This window comes from Bacillus sp. L_1B0_5 (assembly GCF_000836715.1).
Lineage (GTDB): Bacteria > Bacillota > Bacilli > Bacillales > Bacillaceae_G > Bacillus_A > Bacillus_A thuringiensis_S.
Window position 1 is genome coordinate 36,670 of the sequence record NZ_JXIS01000053.1, and the last position, 20,171, is coordinate 56,840.

The following is a 20,171-nucleotide window of genomic DNA, read 5'->3' on the forward strand; positions in this document are numbered from 1 at the left end:
TGTGCCTGTGCACAAAGAGTCCTACACTTTCGTATGCCAAATTTGACATATGAAAGCCAAGACCCTTTGGCAGCCTCACAGGACTACATTTAAAAGGGCTTTACTTATCGTATATGCTTACTCGATCTTGTTGATCTGTCTCTTGCAAATCAACTTCGATACGCTCTTCACTTGATGTTGGAATGTTTTTTCCTACATAATCAGCGCGAATTGGTAGTTCACGATGACCTCTATCAACAAGAACCGCTAGTTGGATTTGAGATGGTCTACCTAAATCCATAAGAGCATCCATTGCTGCTCGAACTGTTCTTCCTGTATATAATACGTCATCCACAAGGATAACTTTTTTCTTCGTAATATCTACAGGGATATCAGAACCTTTTACAAGTGGTTCTTTATTTTTCGATTGTAGTGTTAAATCATCACGATATAACGTAATGTCTAACTCTCCAACTTCCATTTCTTTTCCTTCAATTTGACCAATTCGTTCTGCCAAACGTTGTGCAATAAAAATTCCACGAGTTTTAATTCCGACAAGAACACAATTATCGACACCTTTATTTCGTTCCACGATTTCATGACTAATTCGTGTTAAAGCGCGGCGAATCATTTGGTCATCTAAAACGACAGCTTTCTCTTGCATGCTCTACACCTCCAAGCTTTTTTTTCTTGCGTGAGAGTAATGGTATAAAAAAAGTCCTCTCAGCGTGTGCGAGAGGACTTTTGAAAAAAGGGTACAGCATACCCTAAGTATTTCAAACCGTTACCTTCTCAACCTCACGGGGCTGTGTTAAAGGATCATTATTTAACTGTTGTCAGTATCTCAGTTTTCTTATGATTTGTCAATACTATTTCCGTAAAATATTTAATGCTTCTTCAAATACTTCTGGAATCGGTGCCTCAAACTGAATATATTCACCAGTACGAGGATGATCAAAGCCTAAAATACCCGCATGAAGTGCTTGCCCATTCATATCTAACGTTTTCTTCGGACCATACTTCGGATCTCCCGCAAGTGGATAGCCAATATATTTCATATGAACACGAATTTGGTGCGTACGTCCCGTTTCTAAGCGACATTCTACAAGTGTAAAGTCTTTAAAACGATCTAACACTTGGAAGTGCGTAACAGCGTTTTTACCATTTTCATCAACTGTCATACTTTGACGCTCTTTCTTATCACGAGCAATCGGAGCATCTATCGTTCCCTTATCATGCGGAATCACACCGTGTACAATCGCTTTGTAACGTCTCGTTACTGTTTTGGCTACAAGCTGATTTACAAGCGATTCATGTGCCATATCATTCTTAGCAACCATTAATAATCCAGATGTATCTTTATCAATACGATGCACGATACCCGGACGCATTACACCGTTAATACCTGATAGATCTGTACAATGGTGCATAAGGCCGTTTACAAGTGTACCACTTGTATGCCCTGGTGCTGGATGTACAACCATACCGCGTGGTTTATTTACAACAAGCACATCTGCATCTTCATAATAAATTTCTAAATTTAAATCCTCTGGTTGAATATCTAACTCTTCCGGCTCAGGAATCGTTACTGTAATTTCATCTTCTTCTTTTACTTTATAATTCACTTTTACTGCTTTCCCGTTTACCGTCACAACATCATCTTTAATCCATTGCTGTACTTGTGAACGTGACCATTCGTTATTTATTCCTGCAACGAATTTATCAATTCGCTCATTTTTTTGCTCTTCTGCAACTGTTACTTGTACTACTTCACTCATTCAATTACTCCTTCGCTTTCTTGCCTTCTAATAATGTTTGAATAATAATTAATACAACACCAATACATAATGCTGAATCAGCTATATTGAATACTGGATAGTTGTACGAGAAAATATACACGTGAATGAAATCCACTACTTCTTGTCTAAATACACGATCAATAAAGTTACCAATTGCCCCGCCCAAAATTAGGCCTAACGAAATACCTAGAAGCTTGTCTGTTTTCGCATACTTTTTCATATAAAATACGATAAACACTACAAAAACAACTGTAATAATGTAGAAGAACCACATTTTATTTTCTAAAATACCCCAAGCAGCGCCTCTATTTCGATGTGATGTTATGTATAATACATTGTCGATAATCGGAATACTCGTACCCAATTCCATGTTCTTTACAATTAACCACTTCGATATTTGATCGATAGCAATGACAAATAACGCTATTACATAATATATCATTTTCATTTCCCCCACAAAGACAGTGTACCTCAAAATTTTAGCATAGCTGCTACCTTTTCACAATGAACCTTTATAGAAGAATAAAATAAATTAAAAAAAGGTAATATAATATCGTTGTGCGTATTCATACATTTACCTTTTCATAGAAGAATTCATGAATCGTACGGGCAGTCGGCATTGCCTTCATTTGCTTTGTCGAAATTAATCTCCCCGTCTCTTCACAAATACCATACATGTCTATTTCCATTTTAAATAATGCGCGTTCTACATCCTTTAAATCCTCTTTTATATCATGTAATAGCAATTTTTTCTTTATCTCTTCCTTAATTTCATATCCAAGCTCTTGGCTGAACTCGACATCATATTTGTGCATTACTTCTTTAGCTAGTCTCTCTTGCAACTCTTTTCTCATCAATTGCAATTCTTCTTTTATTTCCATGTAAATTTCATTCACGTGTACATTCCTCCTAGCTGTAATGTACAGTTAGTGTGTCCGAAATTTATTTGCTTACCTCACACACATTTTTCCTTCACAGGAAAGAGCCTGAAAGTTATTTTGATATATCATCAAAATAAAAAAACTGACTGCATGAATAGCAGTCAGTTTTTTTATTATTTTACATAGTTTTCTTTAACAACTGTTGCACAACGCTCACATAATGTTTCATGTTCAGCATCTTTACCAATTGTTTCTGAAACTACCCAACAACGTTCACATGTTTCACCAGTTGCTTGAGCAACAACAACCGCTGTATGTTCATACTTCGGTGCATCTGCTGGCGCTTCTTCCATCATACCACCAAGTTTATACTCAGAAACGATGAATAATTGCTTTAAGTCTTCGCTAATAGACTCTAACATAGCTTTCATTTCTGCAGTTGGATATAGCGTAATGCTTGCATTTAATGACTTACCGATTACTTTTTCATTACGAGCTACTTCTAGTGCTTTTAACACGTCATCACGTAATGTCATAAATGCATCCCATTTTGTTTTTAATGCTTCCGCGTCATCTAATTGTACAGCTTCTGGCATATCAGTTAATTGTACACTTTCTTCTGTTACGCCTGGAATGTATGGCCATACTTCATCAGCTGTATGCGGTAAGATTGGTGTTACAAGTTTCGTTAACGCAACAAGAACATCATATAATACAGTTTGAATTGCACGACGATCTTCGTGGTTTGCACCTTCAATGTATAAAATGTCTTTTGCAAAGTCTAAGTAGAATGAGCTTAAATCAATTGTACAGAAGTTATGAATTGCATGATACACAGCAGCGAAGTCGTATGTCTCATATGCTTCTTTAACTTTTGTAATTAAGTCATTTAATTTCACTAACATGTAACGATCTACTTCACGAAGTTCAGCTACAGCTACTGCATTTTCACTTGGCTTAAAGTCGTCTAAGTTTCCTAATAAGAAACGGAATGTGTTACGGATTTTACGATACACTTCTGCTACTTGTTTTAAAATATCATCTGAAATACGTACGTCAGATTGATAGTCAACAGAAGATACCCATAAGCGTAAAATATCTCCGCCTAATTGATCCATAATTTTCTTCGGTACGACGATGTTTCCAATCGACTTACTCATTTTACGTCCTTCACCATCTAGTACGAAACCGTGACTTAATACGCCTTTATATGGAGCTTTACCTGTTACAGCAACTGCTGTTGATAATGAAGAGTTAAACCAACCACGATACTGGTCAGATCCTTCTAAATATAAATCAGCTGGACGCTGTAAATCTTCGCGCTCTTCTAATACCGCTTGGTGAGAAGAACCTGAATCGAACCATACATCCATGATGTCTGTTTCTTTACGGAATTCGCCATTTGGGCTACCTAGATGTGTAAATCCTTCTGGTAATAGATCTTTCGCTTCACGCTCGAACCATACGTTTGAACCGTGTTCACGGAATAAATCTGCTACATGGTTAATTGTTTCATCCGTAATAATTGGATCACCATTCTCAGCATAGAATACCGGAATTGGCACACCCCATGCACGCTGACGAGAAATACACCAGTCACCACGGTCACGAACCATATTATGAAGACGAGTTTCTCCCCATGCTGGTACCCATTTTGTTTCCGCTACAGCTTCTATTAATTCTTTACGGAATGCTTCAATAGATGCAAACCACTGTGCTGTCGCACGGAAAATAATTGGTTTTTTCGTTCTCCAATCATGTGGGTATGAATGCGTAATGAATGTTAGTTTCAGTAAAGCGCCTACTTCTTCTAATTTTTCTGTAATTGGCTTGTTAGCTTTATCATAGAATAAGCCTTCAAATCCAGGTGCTTCATTTGTTAATACACCTTTATCATCAACTGGGCAAAGTACTTCTAATCCATACTTTTTACCAACAATGAAGTCATCTTCCCCATGTCCTGGTGCTGTATGAACACAACCTGTACCTGCATCTGTTGTTACATGATCTCCTAGCATAACTAATGAATCACGATCGTAGAATGGATGTTTTGCAACTGTGTACTCAAGTTCGCTACCTTTTACTGTCTTCACAACTTCAGCATTTTCCCACTCTAACGTTTTTGCAACTGTCTCAAACAGCTCAGAAGCAATAATATATTTCTCATCATTTACTTTTACAATGCTATATTCAAGCTCTGGGTGAACAGAAATACCTAAGTTTGCAGGTAATGTCCAAGGTGTCGTTGTCCAAATGATGTACTTTTCATCACCTTCTAATACGTTCTTTCCGTCTTTTACAGGGAATGCTACGTAAATAGATGCTGATTTTTTATCTTGGTATTCAATTTCAGCTTCTGCTAAAGCAGATTCACTCGTTGGAGACCAGTAAACTGGTTTTTGACCTTTATAGATATAACCTTTTTTCGCCATGTCACCAAACACTTTAATTTGTTGTGCTTCATAAGCTGGCTCTAAAGTAATATATGGATTATCCCAATCTGCACGTACACCTAGACGCTTAAATTGTTCACGTTGACGTTCTACTTGTTCATATGCATACTCTGCACATAACTTACGGAACTCAGCAACTGTCATTTCTTTACGTTTTACACCTTTATTTGTTAAAGCTTGTTCAATTGGTAAACCGTGCGTATCCCATCCTGGAACATATGGCGCACTAAAACCAGTCATTGATTTATAACGAACAATAAAGTCTTTTAATACTTTATTTAATGCATGTCCCATATGAATGTCACCATTCGCATATGGAGGTCCATCATGCAATACAAATAAAGGACGACCTTTTGTATGTTCTTGTACTTTTTCGTAAATATTCATTTCAGCCCATTTTTCTTGCATTGCAGGCTCACGTTTTGGTAAATTCCCACGCATTGGGAACTCTGTTTTCGGCATCAGTAATGTATTTTTGTACTCCATGCTCAATTCCTCCTTACATGTATAAAAGAAATACTTAAAAAACGGAATAAAAAAGAGACTTTCTCATCCCAAAAAGGGACGAGAAAGTCTCCCGCGGTACCACCCTAGTAGATTTTATACATATGTATAGAATCCTCTTATATTCTTAACGCGAATACACGCCTACGCTTACTCTATTTGTTCAGCGCGGAACTCCAGGGTGATATTCCCACTATCTCCTTATCCTGAGCTTACACCATCCTCAGTTCGCTATATAAGGTTTGAAAAGGTACTTATCCCTATCTTCGTTTTTCTTAATAAATATGTTGTTTAAAATTATATGTAATAATGAGAAAAACGTCAAGCTTACACTGTTTCTTCTTTCTTCAACAGTTCATCTACTTCGTCTTCTAACTCAATTAGTTTATCCCAATCATCGTTGTTTAACATTTCAAGCTGTGTTTCTAATAACATACGGAAACGAGTTCGGAATACTTTCGCTTGTTTCTTTAGCTCTTCAATATCAAAAGCAACTTTTCTTGATTTTACTAATGCTTCGTTAATAATACGATCTGCATTCTTTTCAGCTTCACGCACAATTAATTTCGCTTCTTTTTGCGCATTACGTTTTACTTCTTCCGCTGCTTCTTGTGCAACAACGATAGATTTGTTTAACGTATCTTCAATATTAGAGAAATGATCTAACTTCCCTTCTAACTGCGCAACTTTTTCTTCTAAAGCTTTTTTCTCACGAATGACCAATTCATAATCTTTGATAATTTGATCAAGAAACTCATTTACTTGATCTTCATCATAGCCACGGAATCCGCGACCAAATTCTTTGTTATGAATATCTAATGGTGTTAACGGCACAACGCCACCTCCAAGTAGTTATCTAAATTTCCTCTTTCAATTATATCTTTTCTTCGACAAAATAGGAGGATTTCCTTCTAAAAAACCAATCATTTTAGTATACCATACAAAATTCTCCATTTGTCGCGTTTTGTTCTACCTTCTACAGAAAATAATTTGCTTCGTCCATATCCTCTAACAGAAAAAACATCTCCTGGATAACATTCATAAGAAGTTTGCTCCACTGTTTTCCAATTGACTTTTACTAAACCATTTTTTATGAAAGGTTGTACTTTCTGTCTAGATAAATGTAACATTTCAGCTAACATAACATCTAAACGAAGTGAAGAAACCGTTCCAGATTTCTCCCCCCACGTTTCATGTATCTGTAGAATTTGTTCTCCTTGCACTGACACTAAAGAGACTTTTACTTTCCCTATTGATTGTAAGTTCATCTCAATATACGATACGATTTCTTTCGCAACTACAATTTGGGCACGATTTTCTTGCAGCAAAATATCACCACATTTTTCTCTCGTTAAACCAAGTGACATAAATGTACCTAATATTTGCCTATGTTCTAGCGTATAAAACTTGGAAGGATAGTCAATTTCTAATACTTCTACTTGAAATTCTTCTTCATTTAATTCTAGATAGTCTGGATAAATGAGTGCTCTTTTACGCTCTGCATTAGGCGTTGCACCACCAAATTGCACAGCAACATCTCCTTGTCCAATTACCATAGAAACAACTTGTTGCTGTCTTGGATCAAGGAAGTCTGTTAATTTCACTTGATGGTACTCCGCCGTTCGCTTCCACTCTAGCACTTTATCTACAAAGACCTCTTCATCAGGCCTAAAATGTTCGTAAATGCTCATGTATTTAACCTCTTACTATAAGAAATAGCTGAACAAACTGAACAAACCACTTTTAGCAAGTTTTAACGCAAAAATCGCAACGAGTGGAGAAATATCAATCATACCAAGCGGCGGAATAAATCTGCGGAATGGTTCTAAATACGGTTCACAAATTCGCGCCAAGAACTCTCCAAAAGATGATTCCTTTGCACCAGGAAACCATGATAGGAGAATGTAAATAATCAGTGCCCACGAGTAAATCTCGATAGCAGAACTTAACACCATTAAAACTGTTGTCATGGCGTATTACCACCTCTTTATATTTGTTTCTTCTTCTTCACCGAATAACTCTGAAATTGCACCAACAATATCTACATTTTCAGGTGTACACATAAATGTTTTCGGTCCTATTTTTTGAATGTCCCCGCCTATAGCGTATACAGTACCACTTAAAAAGTCAACGATACGTACCGCTTGATCAGTAGACATTCTCTGCAAATTAATTACAACAGCTCGTCTACCTTTTAAGTGGTCCGCAATCCCTTGTGCTTCCGAATATGTGCGTGGTTCTAATAAAACAACTTTTGAAGATTGTTTTGCTGTTTCAATACTCACAACATTTTGCTTCGGTTGCGCTTTCGGAAACGTAACATCTTGTTGTTCTGGTGGATCTTGCTGCTTTTTCATGTCTGTTTGCTCCTTTTCATAACCATATTGAGCTGCCTCTTTTTCTTCCGGTGTATCAAAAAAGAAGTATTTTACTTTTGACCAACTCATAATAAGATTCTCCTTCCTTTTACGCTTTTCCTACTAAAATCGTTCCCAAACGAATATATGTAGCCCCTTCTTCAATTGCAATCGTGTAATCGTTGGACATTCCCATTGATAATTCTTTACATGGCGCATGTAATAACTCTAGCTCCTGCACCTCTGTTTGTAGCATACGTAATTCCTTAAAACAGCGTCTGATTTCTTCCTCTTCTTCTGTAAATGGAGCCATCGTCATTAGTCCAACCACTTCAATTTTATCGAATTCTTGCAAACTTTGAATAAAAGAAACAACCTCTTCTATTGCCAATCCTTGCTTCGATTCTTCAGATGAGGTTTTCACTTGAATAAAGCATTTCACTTTCTTATCAGCACGTTTCTGAATTTCTTTCGCCAGGGAAAGACGATCTAACGAATGTAAATAATCAATTTCATTAATAATTTCTTTTACTTTTCTCGTTTGTAATGAGCCAATAAAGTGCCAATTAACTTTTGAACCGAAATGCTCATATTTCTGTAAGAAACCTTCATTTCTATTTTCACCTAAATCGATAATTCCAGTTTCAATTACTTCGTTTGTTTTTTCAATCCCTACAGTTTTTGTAACTGCAATAAGTTTAACATCTTGCAACGAACGTCCAGCTCGAGCGCAAGATTCTTTAATAGCTTCGTTTACAATTACTAAATTTTCTTGTACTGTCACTTGCTTCCTTCCTCCTTAAAACCTATGAAACTCAACATTCTTCCTGTCTTACCTTGATCACGACGATGAGAGAAAAATAGTTGCTCTTCACAGCTTGTACAAAGAGATGACATTACAATATGCTCTTCTTTTATGCCTGCTTGTACGCATAATATACGATTAATTTCTTTTAAATTAATTGCGTACTGCCCGTCAGAAATTTTTTGATGAGGAACAGCACCGTTAATTACTTTCTGTGCTGCTGTTAATACACGATCATCCACAACATAACAACAAGATCCGATCGACGGCCCAATTGCAACATGAATTTCATCACTTGAAATACCTTCTGCATTCCACTTTTGAATCATTTCCTTTGCAATCTCTTGTACAGTGCCTTTCCATCCAGCATGCGCAAGTCCTATCATACCATGTGATGGTGCATAAAAATAGAGCGGAACACAATCCGCGTAACAAGACGTTAACAGAACATCTTCATTACTCGTATAAATGCCATCTGTTTTTGAAATGCCGTCCTCATATGAATAGACGCCACTTCCCTTTTCCTGTTGCCCTACTTTTTCAACATGATGATCATGAACTTGTTCAGAGCAAACCCAGTTTTCTAATGGTTTTTGTAACTTATTTGCTAAAATGCGTCTGTTTTCATGAACGTTCTCCACGATATCATTCACATGTAATCCTAAATTCATCGCATGAAAGGAGCCCGTACTTATCCCACCATCTTTTGTCGTAAATCCAGCAGTAATGTTTCCAAGTTCTTTCCACGCTTGTAAATACAGTATACCGTCCACATATTTAAATGGTTCTCTCATAATAAAGCGGCTCCTTTTAATTAAAATAACAGAAAAAGCATGGTACTTCCTGTCTATTTTACCATACTTTTATTTTTTCATAATCCTAACAGAAAAAAAAGAGGAATTTGTAATATTCTTTATGAAATTGTCGGTGTTTGTATTGATTCTGTTACAGTATTAACAGGATCTACTCTTACAAGTATGACATCCTCCCCAATTTTCACAATTTCCTTCCAAGGAATTACAATTTCAACATCTTTTCCAAAAATACCCAGCATACGTGTCTGTTTGGAAATAATAACAGAACAAACTTTCCCTGTGTTCATATCAATTTCAATATCTCCAATATTCCCAATCCTTTTTCCATCTGAAATATTTATAACATCCTTCATCTGTAACTCTGAAATTCGTATCACCATTTTTATCCTCTCCCTTATATGACGAATTGGAAGCTGTTTCTCATATTTACAGGAACCCACCTATACGAAACACCATGCTAGTTTCATTATATGAACACTAATCCCCTACTATGAGCACAAACCATATTACATATAAAAAGGTCTCACCATAATTGGTGAGACCTTATCCTTGAATCGTTTTATTCATTTGTTTAATAGCTGACTTCTCTAAACGTGATACTTGCGCTTGGGAAATCCCAATTTCTTCTGCAACTTCCATCTGTGTCTTTCCTTGGAAGAAACGTTTTCTAATAATCATTTTCTCTCGATCATTTAAACGCTTCATTCCTTCTTTCAACGCTAGTTCTTCAACCCACTGCTCGTCCTTTTGTTTTTCATCACTTAACTGATCCATAACAAAGATAGGATCTCCCCCATCATTATAAATCGGTTCAAATAATGAAACTGGATCTTGAATCGCGTCTAATGCAAAAACAATTTCTTCATGAGTCACTTCAAGCACTTTTGCAATATCCATTGCTGTTGGTTCTTTTGAATTTTCTGCAATCAATTTCTCTCTAACTTGTAACGCTTTATACGCAATATCTCGTAATGATCGAGATACGCGAATCGGGTTGTTATCACGCAAATATCTGCGTATTTCCCCAATAATCATCGGCACAGCATACGTTGAAAATTTTACATTTTGGCCTAAATCAAAATTATCAATGGATTTCATAAGTCCGATGCAACCAACTTGAAATAAATCGTCAACATATTCTCCTCTGTTATTAAATCTTTGGATGACGCTCAGTACAAGACGTAAGTTTCCATTCACTAATTTCTCTCTTGCGCTTATCTCTCCACTTTGCATTTCACGAAATAATTTACGCATTTCATCATTTTTTAGTACGGGAAGTTTAGCTGTATCAACACCGCAAATTTCTACTTTGTTTCTCGTCAAAGTGTTCCCTCCTATCGGGAGTTGCTGTACAGTGTAAAGTATTTCCTTTGAAGGGGATTTTATGCATGCGGTTTTCTCTTCATTTTTCATTTTCGTTATCTCTTCCCATACAACGAAAGAGAATAAGACCAGCCTAGATAACGGCTGGTCTTATTCTTTACACCATTTTATTAAATTCTTTTCGTAATCTTTTTATGATTCTTTTTTCTAAACGTGAAATGTATGACTGTGAAATCCCAAGCATATCCGCCACATCTTTTTGCGTCTTTTCCTCTTCTCCAGCAAGCCCAAACCGAAGTTCCATAATTTGTTTTTCACGATCATTTAATTGGTGTAATGCTTTCATTAAAAGGTGACGATCTACAGTAGCTTCTAAATCTTTTGTAATAATATCATCATCTGTACCTAACACGTCAGACAACAACAGTTCATTCCCATCCCAATCAATGTTTAGCGGTTCATCAAAAGAAACTTCCGAACGATTTTTGTTATTCCGACGTAAGTGCATTAAAATTTCATTTTCTATACAACGCGATGCATATGTTGCTAATTTTATTTTCTTTTCTGGATTAAATGTATTTACCGCTTTAATAAGGCCGATTGTTCCTATACTAATTAAATCTTCAATATTTATCCCTGTATTTTCAAACTTTCTTGCTATATATACAACGAGCCTTAAGTTACGTTCAATAAGTAATGACCTTGCTGCCTGATCTCCTTTTGGCAATTTATTCAAAAGAACTTCCTCTTCTTCTTTCGTTAACGGTGGTGGCAACGCTTCACTTCCACCAATATAATAAATTTCATCGGTCTTAATTCCTAATTTCAGCAATACTTTATACCAAAGGTATACTAAATAAAATTTTAATTTCATCATATTATCCCGCCTCTCATTATTAAGCGATCACCATTTTTTGTGAAATCAACATTTTTGGATGCACAATACATTGATACTCCCCATTAGTAGACAGTTGTTGTGTATTTAATCCAATTAATACTTTGTTTACAACAATAGAACTACCTTCATGATCAACTTGCACACTGTCAGGCTTAATTGCCCACAAAAATTGACTTTCTACTCCTACTGCACGGAAAGGAATTAAACGTAATTTTGTCGCCCAACCAGAATCATTTTCTGGTATTTGAGGAATTTCTGTTTTGGAATAAATTTGTTCTGTTAACCAAGATGGTAAGCAATGTTCTAATGATGAAACATGCATAATCATAACGGGTGTTTTTGTTAATGGGTCGTAAAGTTGATTCCCACTGTCAATAAGACCTGCCAGTTCTAGTTCTTCTTCGGCCAATTGAATTTTTACTTTCACAATTTGGTCATAGTGTATTTTCGTGACCTCTACGCTTTCAATACGCTTTTTAGAAAAATAATAAATTACCGGAAAACCAAAAATAACAAATAACCAACTAATTGGATCGCCGTAAGAAATTGACTGAGATTGAACCAATCCATTTACCATTTCATTCGTTTGCAAAAAGAAATGAGTTCCAATTAATCCTCCGCCAACCATAAAGGTTACAAAGTAAAAAGTAAAAACAGTTTGTGCATAATTTCTAAATGTTGTAAACCCAAATGCTGTATACACAATAAGCAGCGAGTACAGTAGTTTCATAATTGGATGTGTCATCATAGAAGCAAAAGGAGTAAAGGCAAAAATAACAATAGTTGAACCTATAAATGCCCCTAACACAAGCCTCCATCTTTTGATCTTCTTTTTTAACACGGTAGCTGTTAATAAAAGCAAAAGAAAATCAATGCAGGCGTTTAACAACCAAACAACGTCGGCGTAAACAACCAAACAATTCACCTCTTTTTTCAAGTTGAGACTAGTATAATGCATATCCAATAGGAAAGTGTGTCAATTTGCGGAGGTGTTTTTTTGTTATTTTGTGATTTCTAGACAAAATCTGTCGGTAAAAAATAAAAGTACAAATTCATAGAATGATATACTCTTATTTTCACCAACAAAATATATTGAAATATACGAAATAAAAAAAGACCTGCTAAGCAGGTCTTTTCCATTTAAAAAACAAAAAAGGAGCATAAAAGCTCCTTTTTTTATCGTCTACGACGGTTACGTAAAAATGCTGGAATATCGATATCATCTGAATCTGAATGACGCTCATGTACAACTGGCTCTTCACGCTTCATTTCACGTTTTACTTCACGTTGTTTTGAAGGTTGAGCTACTGGTTGTTGCTGTTGTTGAGTGTGGTTCGCATTCGGACGAATAATTGGTTTTGGTGGTTGAGTTGCAATGCTATCATCAAAACCAGTTGCAATTACAGTTACAACGATATCATCTTTTAATCCTTCGTTAATAACAGAACCGAAGATCATATTTACTTCTGGATCTGAAGCTGAAGCTACGATATCTGCCGCTTCTTGTACTTCATATAAGCTTAAGTTAGCGCCACCCGTAATGTTCATGATAACACCTTGAGCTCCATCAATAGATGTTTCTAGTAATGGACTAGAAATCGCTTTTTTCGCTGCTTCTGCAGCACGATTTTCCCCGTTACCAGAACCAATACCCATTAAAGCAGAACCTCTATTAGACATAATTGTCTTTACGTCTGCAAAGTCTAAGTTAATTAAACCTGGCGTTGCAATTAAATCCGAAATACCTTGAACACCTTGACGTAATACGTTATCAGCTTCACGGAATGCTTCTAACATTGGCGTATTTTTATCAACAATCTCTAATAAGCGATCGTTTGGAATTACAATAAGAGTATCTACATTTTCTTTAAATGCTGCAATACCAGATGCTGCTTGCGTCGCACGCTTACGTCCTTCAAAAGTAAATGGACGTGTTACAACACCAACTGTTAAAGCACCTAATTCTTTTGCAACTTGAGCAACAACTGGAGCTGCACCAGTTCCAGTTCCACCGCCCATACCAGCAGTTACGAAGACCATATCTGCACCACGAAGTGCTTCTTGGATCTGTTCTTTACTTTCTTCTGCAGCTTTTTTCCCTACTTCAGGGTTTGCGCCTGCACCAAGTCCACGCGTTAATTTTCCACCAATTTGCATTTTCGTTTCAGCTTTTGATAGATTTAATGCTTGTGCATCAGTGTTCACAGCGATAAAGTCTACACCTTGTACACCGTGTTCAATCATACGGTTTACAGCATTGTTTCCGCCACCGCCGACACCGATAACTTTTATATTCGCTAATTGATCTTGAGTAGTATCAAACTCTAACATGTCGAAATCCCCCTAGAACCTCATTTTTCGTGTCCAATTTTAATCCCATAAATAACGGAATACACGTTTTACTTTTGACATCATGCGGTCATCATTTTGATTATTATTGTTTTGATTACGAGTTTTTTGTTTTGCAGGTTGCTGTTGTACCGGCGTTGGTGCTGGTGCTGGTACTGGTTCAAAATGCTCTTGCTTTTCCTGCACATTTTTCCCACGTAATTTAGCTTTTTGATAAGAATGTTTAATTAATCCAACTCCACTTGTATATTGGGGCTCACGCACACCAATATAATCAGGAGTTGCTACACGAACATTTTCATGTAAAATATCATATGCAAGATCAAGAACACCCGGCATAGAAGCAATTCCGCCAGTTAGTACATAACCAGAAGCCACTTGCTTTACTCCTAACTTACGCACTTCATCTTGAACAAACATTAAAATTTCCTCTACACGAGCCTCTATTATATCCGATAATTCCAACTGAGAATATTGTTCTGTTTGATCACTTCCCATAATAGGAACCGTAAACATCTCTTCTTCAGATGCTGTATCATAAAAAGCATGTCCATATTTCAACTTAATTTGATCTGCATTTTCTGTTGAAGTTTTCAACCCAATCGCAATATCCTTCGTTATATGGTCTCCACCTAATGGTAATACGCTCGTCGCTTGTAACTCTCCATCTTTAAAAATAGATAGAGTTGTAGATCCTCCCCCCATATCAACAAGGGCTACTCCTCTATTTTTTTCATCTGAAGATATAGCAACTGTTGCAGCCGCTAAAGGTTGAAGACAAATATCAACAATTTCAAGACCTGCTTTTTCTACACAACGAAGTAGGTTATGTAGTAAAGTTCTCGAGCCTGTAATAAGTGTACCTTCCATTTCTAATCTTACACCGATCATCCCGCGTGGATCGTTAATCTCGTCAAGACCGTCTACGATGAACTGTCGAGGTACCACATCAATAAACTCACGTTCTGGAGCAATTGACACAACTTGTGCTGCATCTAGAACGCGTAAGACATCTTCATTCCCGATTTCACGATCTTCATTTGAAACAGCGACTACTCCGTGACAAGGAAGTAGCTGTACCTGGTTTGCATTGACACCTACTACAACTTGCTCAATGTGGATTCCCACCATGCGCTCAGCTTGTTCAATTGCTTTTTTAATTGATCGAACAGTCTCGTCTATATCAACTATCGATCCCTTCTTTAAACCATTTGATTTTACATTTCCAACACCAATAATGTTTAAGCTGTCATTAACCATTTCACCAATGATGACTTTAACATTGGATGTACCGATGTCAAGACTAACATATATTTCATTGCTGTTCATTCTTTGGCACCTCCTTCTTTATTTATACCATACAACTCAATATATGGAACAACAATCGCAACTTTACTATTTATAAGAAAAATATTCAACGTCTTTATACGTTTCCCTTTTTTAACCCTATATTTTTCTTATTTTTATTTAGCATTTCAATTAAGAATATCGCAGTAAACTATAAATAACTGCTTATCTTGAAATAATTCTATTTCGAGTGTAAAGTTTACCGCCAAGTATAAGTCTACACTAAGATGTACTCATAGAAAAGTGAAACTTGTACCAATACTAGTATGAATCTAAGAATTTTTACATATTTTTCATCAAATGAACCATTCTTCTAAATTCGTATACATATAATAGAACATTCGTTTCGTTTTTTCTGCTATAAGCAACGAAAACTACCATTCTATTCTTTTTTTTCTTCCGCACCTAATTCTTTCGTATATGCACCTACTTCTAAGTCAATTAATACCTTCTTACCTGGATCAATTGTTTTTAAAATAAGTGGATAGGCTTCCATACGTTTTGCGAAATTTTGAATCGTAGTGCTCACTTCATAACCTTCATTCATATATAAAGTAAGATGATCTTCATTCGCATTCGTTGGTGAATAGCGAATCTCCGAAATAGATTTTAAAATAGCTGGTGTTAATTTTTCTAGTTCAGCGATTAACTCCTTCATTTTCTCTTCTTTAAAAGGTTCGAAAATCGGTGCTGCAACAGGAAGTTTTCCATTAGGTAGTACATCAAGCGTTTTTCCATTCTCTAATAACGGTTGTAATTTTCCCTCTTTATTTATATAACCAATCGTTAAATATTCTTCGATATGAATATCAATCTTGTTTGGAAAACGTTTTTTTACATTTACTGCTTTAATTTCTTTTCGCTTCGTTAAGTTTTCTTCAGCTTTATGTGCTGTCACTCGGAAATAACTTGTATCATATGTCACGCCTGAATCCTTCATTACTTGCTCATCCGTCATATAGTGATTTCCAAACACACTAATCTTTTTTATATTACTAAGCGGAGACCGAAAATAAATTAAAAAGAGCACTAATAAAAATAAAATTGATATGTATAAAATCAATCGATGATTAACATTTTTTTTGTTTTTTTTCTTTTGATTTTTCAATTTTGGTACACGATCTTGTAGTTTAATCACTTTACTATTATTCATGTACGATCCCCCTATGTAACATAAAGAACGGCATGTTCCTCATGCCGTTCTTATCTTCTTATTATAACATAAATGATAATGAGCGGAACGAATAACCGTTATCTTCCAATGATTTCTACTTCTGTGTGCATATCTACATCAAATTTATCCTTAATTGTATATTTTATTAATTCAATTAAAGACAATACATCTTGCGCTGAAGCTCCCCCGGTATTAACAATAAAATTGCCATGCATTTCAGAAATTTGAGCTCCACCAATCCTATAACCACGAAGCCCTGCTTTTTCTACTAAATCTCCTGCAAAATGTGGGATTGGATTCCGAAATACACTTCCTGCACACGGGTGATTCCATGGTTGCGTTTCACGGCGGTAATCTTTATTATTTTGCATGCTGCGTACAATTTCTTCACGTTTTCCCGCCTTTAATTGAAACTCCGCCTCTAAAACAATACCAGGACGTTTCGTTTGCAATACAGATGCCCGATAAGAAAACTCCAGTTCTTTATTCGTTAACCAGTCAATTGTACCGTCTTCAAACAGAATGAGAGCCTTCGATAATACACTCGATATATCCGATTTATGTGCACCTGCATTCATATATACTGCACCACCGACACTTCCTGGAATACCGCTTGCAAACTCCAATCCAGCTAGCCCTTGACGACTAAGTAAAGTTGACAATTTAATAAGAGGATATCCACTACCAACTCTTACCTTATGTTTTTCGACCTCTAAGTGATCTAATCCTTCTCCTAAACGAATAACAACACCTTCTATGCCTTGATCAGATACAAGAAGGTTTGAACCGCGCCCAATTACAGTCCACTTCGTTTTGTATTGCTTTACTAACTGTAATGTTTTTTCAATACCGGCTACATGCTTTGGCACAATTAAAATATCCGCTGGTCCACCTATTTTCATAGTTGTATAACGTGCTAACGACTCGTTAACTAAAACACGACCAACATCTGCTTCTATAAGCTCATTTACTAATTGTTCCATAGACAATCTCCCCCATATTAAGTCTCCTTATGACAATAATATGCAGGGCGTTCACCTAACGTTATCCCTCTATTTACGGGCAGTACAGCTCCTAAATCAAAATTCGGCGGTAACAAAGAAGTTAAGTGGTATCGGGATGCCAGTAAACATCCGATTAGTAAAAGGTAATAATCAACGAGAGAGAATCACTCCCCACTGATTAAAGCCTCACTTTATTTTTTTACAAGCTTATTCATTACTTCATACAGCTTATTTGCTGCATCTGGAATACCTAGTTGCTTAGCAGCTAGCTTCATATTTTGTAATGTTTGTGCATCCAATAAAATCTCATCAATATCACGAATAAGCGTTTCAGCTGTTAAATCTTTTTCAAGTAACATTTTTGCTGCTCCTTTATCAACAACTGAACGTGCATTCTTTTCCTGATGATTATTTGTTACGTACGGACTCGGTATTAACACACTTGGTTTTCCTAACGCTGTTAATTCTGCAAGTGTTGTTGCCCCAGCCCTTGAAACAACAAGGTCTACACCAGTTAGTACCTCTGGCATATTATGAATGAACGGCTTAATAATAACATTGTTCGGGTTCCCTTTTTGCTTCACGGCTTCCATCACTTTGTCATAATGCACTTCACCTGTTACATATAGTATTTCGTAGCTTTTGTTCCCAAACTGTTCAATCGCTTCAACAAAGGCATCGTTAATCGGTCTAGCCCCGCGACTTCCACCAAATATAAGTACAGACTTTTTAGGAAGAGAAAGTCCAACTGAACGTTTCCCTTTCATTCCACTTTGATCCATTACCTCTGATGCTCGTGGATTACCTGTCATTACTACTTTTGACTCTGGAAAATGCTCTGTAGCTGCTTCAAAACAAACAGCAACTTTATCAACATAACGGCTTAAAAATTTGTTCGTTACACCTGGTACACTATTTTGTTCATGTACAATAGTTGGAATACCCAATTTGGCTGCAGCGTATACAACTGGTCCACATACATATCCACCCGTTCCAATTACGATATCTGGATTAAAACGACGAATATATCGTTTACTATCTTGTACACCTTTTAGAAAACGCATTACTGTTTTCACATTATCTAATGATATTTTTCGTTTAAATCCACTTATAACAATAGATTGAAATGGTATACCTGCTTTTGGAACGATTGTACTCTCTAGTCCATTTTCCGTACCAATATATAAAAATCTTGCTTCTGGATTTAACTTTTTTATTTCTCTAATTAAAGCAAGAGCTGGATAAATATGACCACCAGTACCCCCACCACTCACTAATACACGCACTACTAACTCCTCCGCTTCTCTTTTCTTATTTCCATTATATTTATTTCTATATACATATTGCATTTTTACACACACATACGAAAAACCCTGTCTTATAAACAGGGTTTAGTAGCGAGAATGGCGACTTATATTTAATAATACACCTACTGCCATTAACATTAATGTCAAACTTGATCCACCATAACTTAAAAACGGCAAGGTAATACCCGTAACAGGCATCAGCCCTGTTACAACACCAACATTAATCATTACTTGAATCGCAATCATCGCCACAATACCTACTGCTAAAAACGTACCATATAAATCTGGCGCTCCTAATGCGATACGAATCCCGCGCCATAATAATAGACTAAATAATAATAACACAAATGAACCACCAATAAAACCTAATTCCTCGGATAAGATCGCAAATATAAAGTCAGTTTGTGGTTCAGGTAAGTAAAGAAATTTTTGTCTACTTTGTCCAAGTCCAAGCCCAAATAATCCACCAGGTCCAATTGCGAGTAGTGATTGGATAATTTGAAATCCACTTCCAAGCGGATCTGCCCACGGATCTAAATATGATGTAATGCGTTTCATTCGATACGGTGCTGATGCGATTAACGCTACAAATCCTGCTACACCAAGTAAACCAAACATTGCAAAGTGAAAGACCCTCGCTCCCGAAATAAATATCATAATTATACATGTTCCAACCATTACCGTTCCTGTCCCAAGGTCTGGCTGTAACATAATCATCCCAAAAGCAAGAAACACAAAACTAAGAGCCGGTAATAAACCACGTTTAAAAGATGTAATCAATTTTTGCCGTTCCGCTAAAAACTTTGCCAAGAAAATAATCATCGCAAACTTCATAAATTCTGACGGTTGAATCGAAAAGGCTCCGATCCCAATCCAACTTCGTGCTCCTCCTCGGACAAGACCTACTCCAGGAATAAGAACGAGAATAAGAAGAATGAAGCAAACTAGCAAAATTACTTTTGAATACGTACGCCACACCCAATAATCAATTTTCATAATAAAAAACATAGCTACTACACCAAGACCCGCAAACAATAATTGTCTTTTGGCAAAAAAGAATGAGTCCCCCATTTTATAAGAGGCCCAAACCGCACTCGCACTATAAACCATAATCATTCCGATTGTCAACAAAGAAAGTGTTACGATGATGAGAATAAAATCAGGCGTTTTCTTCAT

21 protein-coding genes and 1 other annotated feature are annotated in these 20,171 nt (G+C 36.4%); all 21 genes read right to left on the reverse strand.

Annotated features, from left to right (window positions below):
- Positions 1-100: 100 nt before the first annotated feature.
- On the reverse strand, positions 101-643 hold the full coding sequence (pyrR, locus tag RT27_RS19135; protein WP_001156491.1) for a bifunctional pyrimidine operon transcriptional regulator/uracil phosphoribosyltransferase: 543 nt from the start codon (positions 641-643) through the stop codon (positions 101-103).
- A 205-nt stretch (positions 644-848) separates the two neighbouring features.
- On the reverse strand, positions 849-1,757 hold the full coding sequence (locus tag RT27_RS19140; protein WP_016080485.1) for an RluA family pseudouridine synthase: 909 nt from the start codon (positions 1,755-1,757) through the stop codon (positions 849-851).
- A gap of 4 nt (positions 1,758-1,761) precedes the next feature.
- A complete protein-coding gene (lspA, locus tag RT27_RS19145; protein WP_000642180.1) occupies positions 1,762-2,220 on the reverse strand; it encodes a lipoprotein signal peptidase LspA in 459 nt (152 codons plus the stop codon).
- Positions 2,221-2,344: 124 nt separating this feature from the next.
- Entirely contained in the window at positions 2,345-2,674 is a 330-nt protein-coding gene (locus tag RT27_RS19150; RefSeq protein WP_043937052.1) for a molecular chaperone DnaK, read from the reverse strand.
- A gap of 158 nt (positions 2,675-2,832) precedes the next feature.
- A complete protein-coding gene (gene ileS2, locus RT27_RS19155; RefSeq protein WP_016080483.1) occupies positions 2,833-5,598 on the reverse strand; it encodes an isoleucine--tRNA ligase in 2,766 nt (921 codons plus the stop codon).
- A gap of 71 nt (positions 5,599-5,669) precedes the next feature.
- Positions 5,670-5,892: a binding site (T-box leader), on the reverse strand.
- Between the two features lie 51 nt (positions 5,893-5,943).
- Positions 5,944-6,450: a septum site-determining protein DivIVA gene (gene divIVA, locus RT27_RS19160; RefSeq protein ID WP_001131611.1), complete on the reverse strand. Its 507-nt coding sequence runs from the start codon at positions 6,448-6,450 to the stop codon at positions 5,944-5,946.
- 89 nt (positions 6,451-6,539) lie between these two features.
- Complete coding sequence (locus RT27_RS19165) at positions 6,540-7,307, reverse strand: RNA-binding protein (RefSeq protein WP_043937053.1); 768 nt, start codon at positions 7,305-7,307, stop codon at positions 6,540-6,542.
- 15 nt (positions 7,308-7,322) lie between these two features.
- On the reverse strand, positions 7,323-7,586 hold the full coding sequence (locus RT27_RS19170) for a YggT family protein (RefSeq protein WP_000214324.1): 264 nt from the start codon (positions 7,584-7,586) through the stop codon (positions 7,323-7,325).
- A gap of 6 nt (positions 7,587-7,592) precedes the next feature.
- The gene (locus RT27_RS19175; protein WP_000119129.1) at positions 7,593-8,063 is read right to left on the reverse strand and encodes a cell division protein SepF; all 471 of its coding nucleotides are present in this window, start codon (positions 8,061-8,063) and stop codon (positions 7,593-7,595) included.
- A 19-nt stretch (positions 8,064-8,082) separates the two neighbouring features.
- The gene (locus RT27_RS19180) at positions 8,083-8,757 is read right to left on the reverse strand and encodes a YggS family pyridoxal phosphate-dependent enzyme (protein WP_016080481.1); all 675 of its coding nucleotides are present in this window, start codon (positions 8,755-8,757) and stop codon (positions 8,083-8,085) included.
- Entirely contained in the window at positions 8,754-9,572 is an 819-nt protein-coding gene (pgeF, locus tag RT27_RS19185) for a peptidoglycan editing factor PgeF (protein WP_029443134.1), read from the reverse strand. Before pgeF ends, RT27_RS19180 begins: the two co-directional genes overlap by 4 nt.
- A 119-nt stretch (positions 9,573-9,691) precedes the next feature.
- Positions 9,692-9,973 carry a YlmC/YmxH family sporulation protein gene (locus tag RT27_RS19190; RefSeq protein WP_016080480.1) on the reverse strand — a complete coding sequence of 94 codons (282 nt, stop codon included), beginning with the start codon at positions 9,971-9,973 and terminating at the stop codon, positions 9,692-9,694.
- Between the two features lie 163 nt (positions 9,974-10,136).
- Positions 10,137-10,916: an RNA polymerase sporulation sigma factor SigG gene (gene sigG / locus RT27_RS19195; RefSeq protein ID WP_000197753.1), complete on the reverse strand. Its 780-nt coding sequence runs from the start codon at positions 10,914-10,916 to the stop codon at positions 10,137-10,139.
- A 157-nt stretch (positions 10,917-11,073) separates the two neighbouring features.
- Positions 11,074-11,793 (reverse strand): RNA polymerase sporulation sigma factor SigE, encoded by a 720-nt coding sequence (gene sigE / locus RT27_RS19200; protein WP_000976947.1) that lies wholly within the window; start codon positions 11,791-11,793, stop codon positions 11,074-11,076.
- Positions 11,794-11,812: 19 nt separating this feature from the next.
- Positions 11,813-12,730 (reverse strand): sigma-E processing peptidase SpoIIGA, encoded by a 918-nt coding sequence (gene spoIIGA, locus RT27_RS19205; protein ID WP_000261975.1) that lies wholly within the window; start codon positions 12,728-12,730, stop codon positions 11,813-11,815.
- Between the two features lie 260 nt (positions 12,731-12,990).
- Positions 12,991-14,145: a cell division protein FtsZ gene (ftsZ, locus tag RT27_RS19210; RefSeq protein WP_000888984.1), complete on the reverse strand. Its 1,155-nt coding sequence runs from the start codon at positions 14,143-14,145 to the stop codon at positions 12,991-12,993.
- 39 nt (positions 14,146-14,184) lie between these two features.
- On the reverse strand, positions 14,185-15,492 hold the full coding sequence (ftsA, locus tag RT27_RS19215; protein WP_001087557.1) for a cell division protein FtsA: 1,308 nt from the start codon (positions 15,490-15,492) through the stop codon (positions 14,185-14,187).
- A 400-nt stretch (positions 15,493-15,892) separates the two neighbouring features.
- On the reverse strand, positions 15,893-16,663 hold the full coding sequence (gene divIB, locus RT27_RS19220; RefSeq protein ID WP_043937055.1) for a cell division protein DivIB: 771 nt from the start codon (positions 16,661-16,663) through the stop codon (positions 15,893-15,895).
- A gap of 98 nt (positions 16,664-16,761) precedes the next feature.
- Complete coding sequence (gene murB, locus RT27_RS19225) at positions 16,762-17,667, reverse strand: UDP-N-acetylmuramate dehydrogenase (protein WP_016080478.1); 906 nt, start codon at positions 17,665-17,667, stop codon at positions 16,762-16,764.
- A 212-nt stretch (positions 17,668-17,879) separates the two neighbouring features.
- A complete protein-coding gene (gene murG, locus RT27_RS19230; protein WP_043315791.1) occupies positions 17,880-18,974 on the reverse strand; it encodes an undecaprenyldiphospho-muramoylpentapeptide beta-N-acetylglucosaminyltransferase in 1,095 nt (364 codons plus the stop codon).
- Positions 18,975-19,079: 105 nt separating this feature from the next.
- Positions 19,080-20,171 carry a stage V sporulation protein E gene (gene spoVE / locus RT27_RS19235; RefSeq protein WP_016080476.1) on the reverse strand — a complete coding sequence of 364 codons (1,092 nt, stop codon included), beginning with the start codon at positions 20,169-20,171 and terminating at the stop codon, positions 19,080-19,082.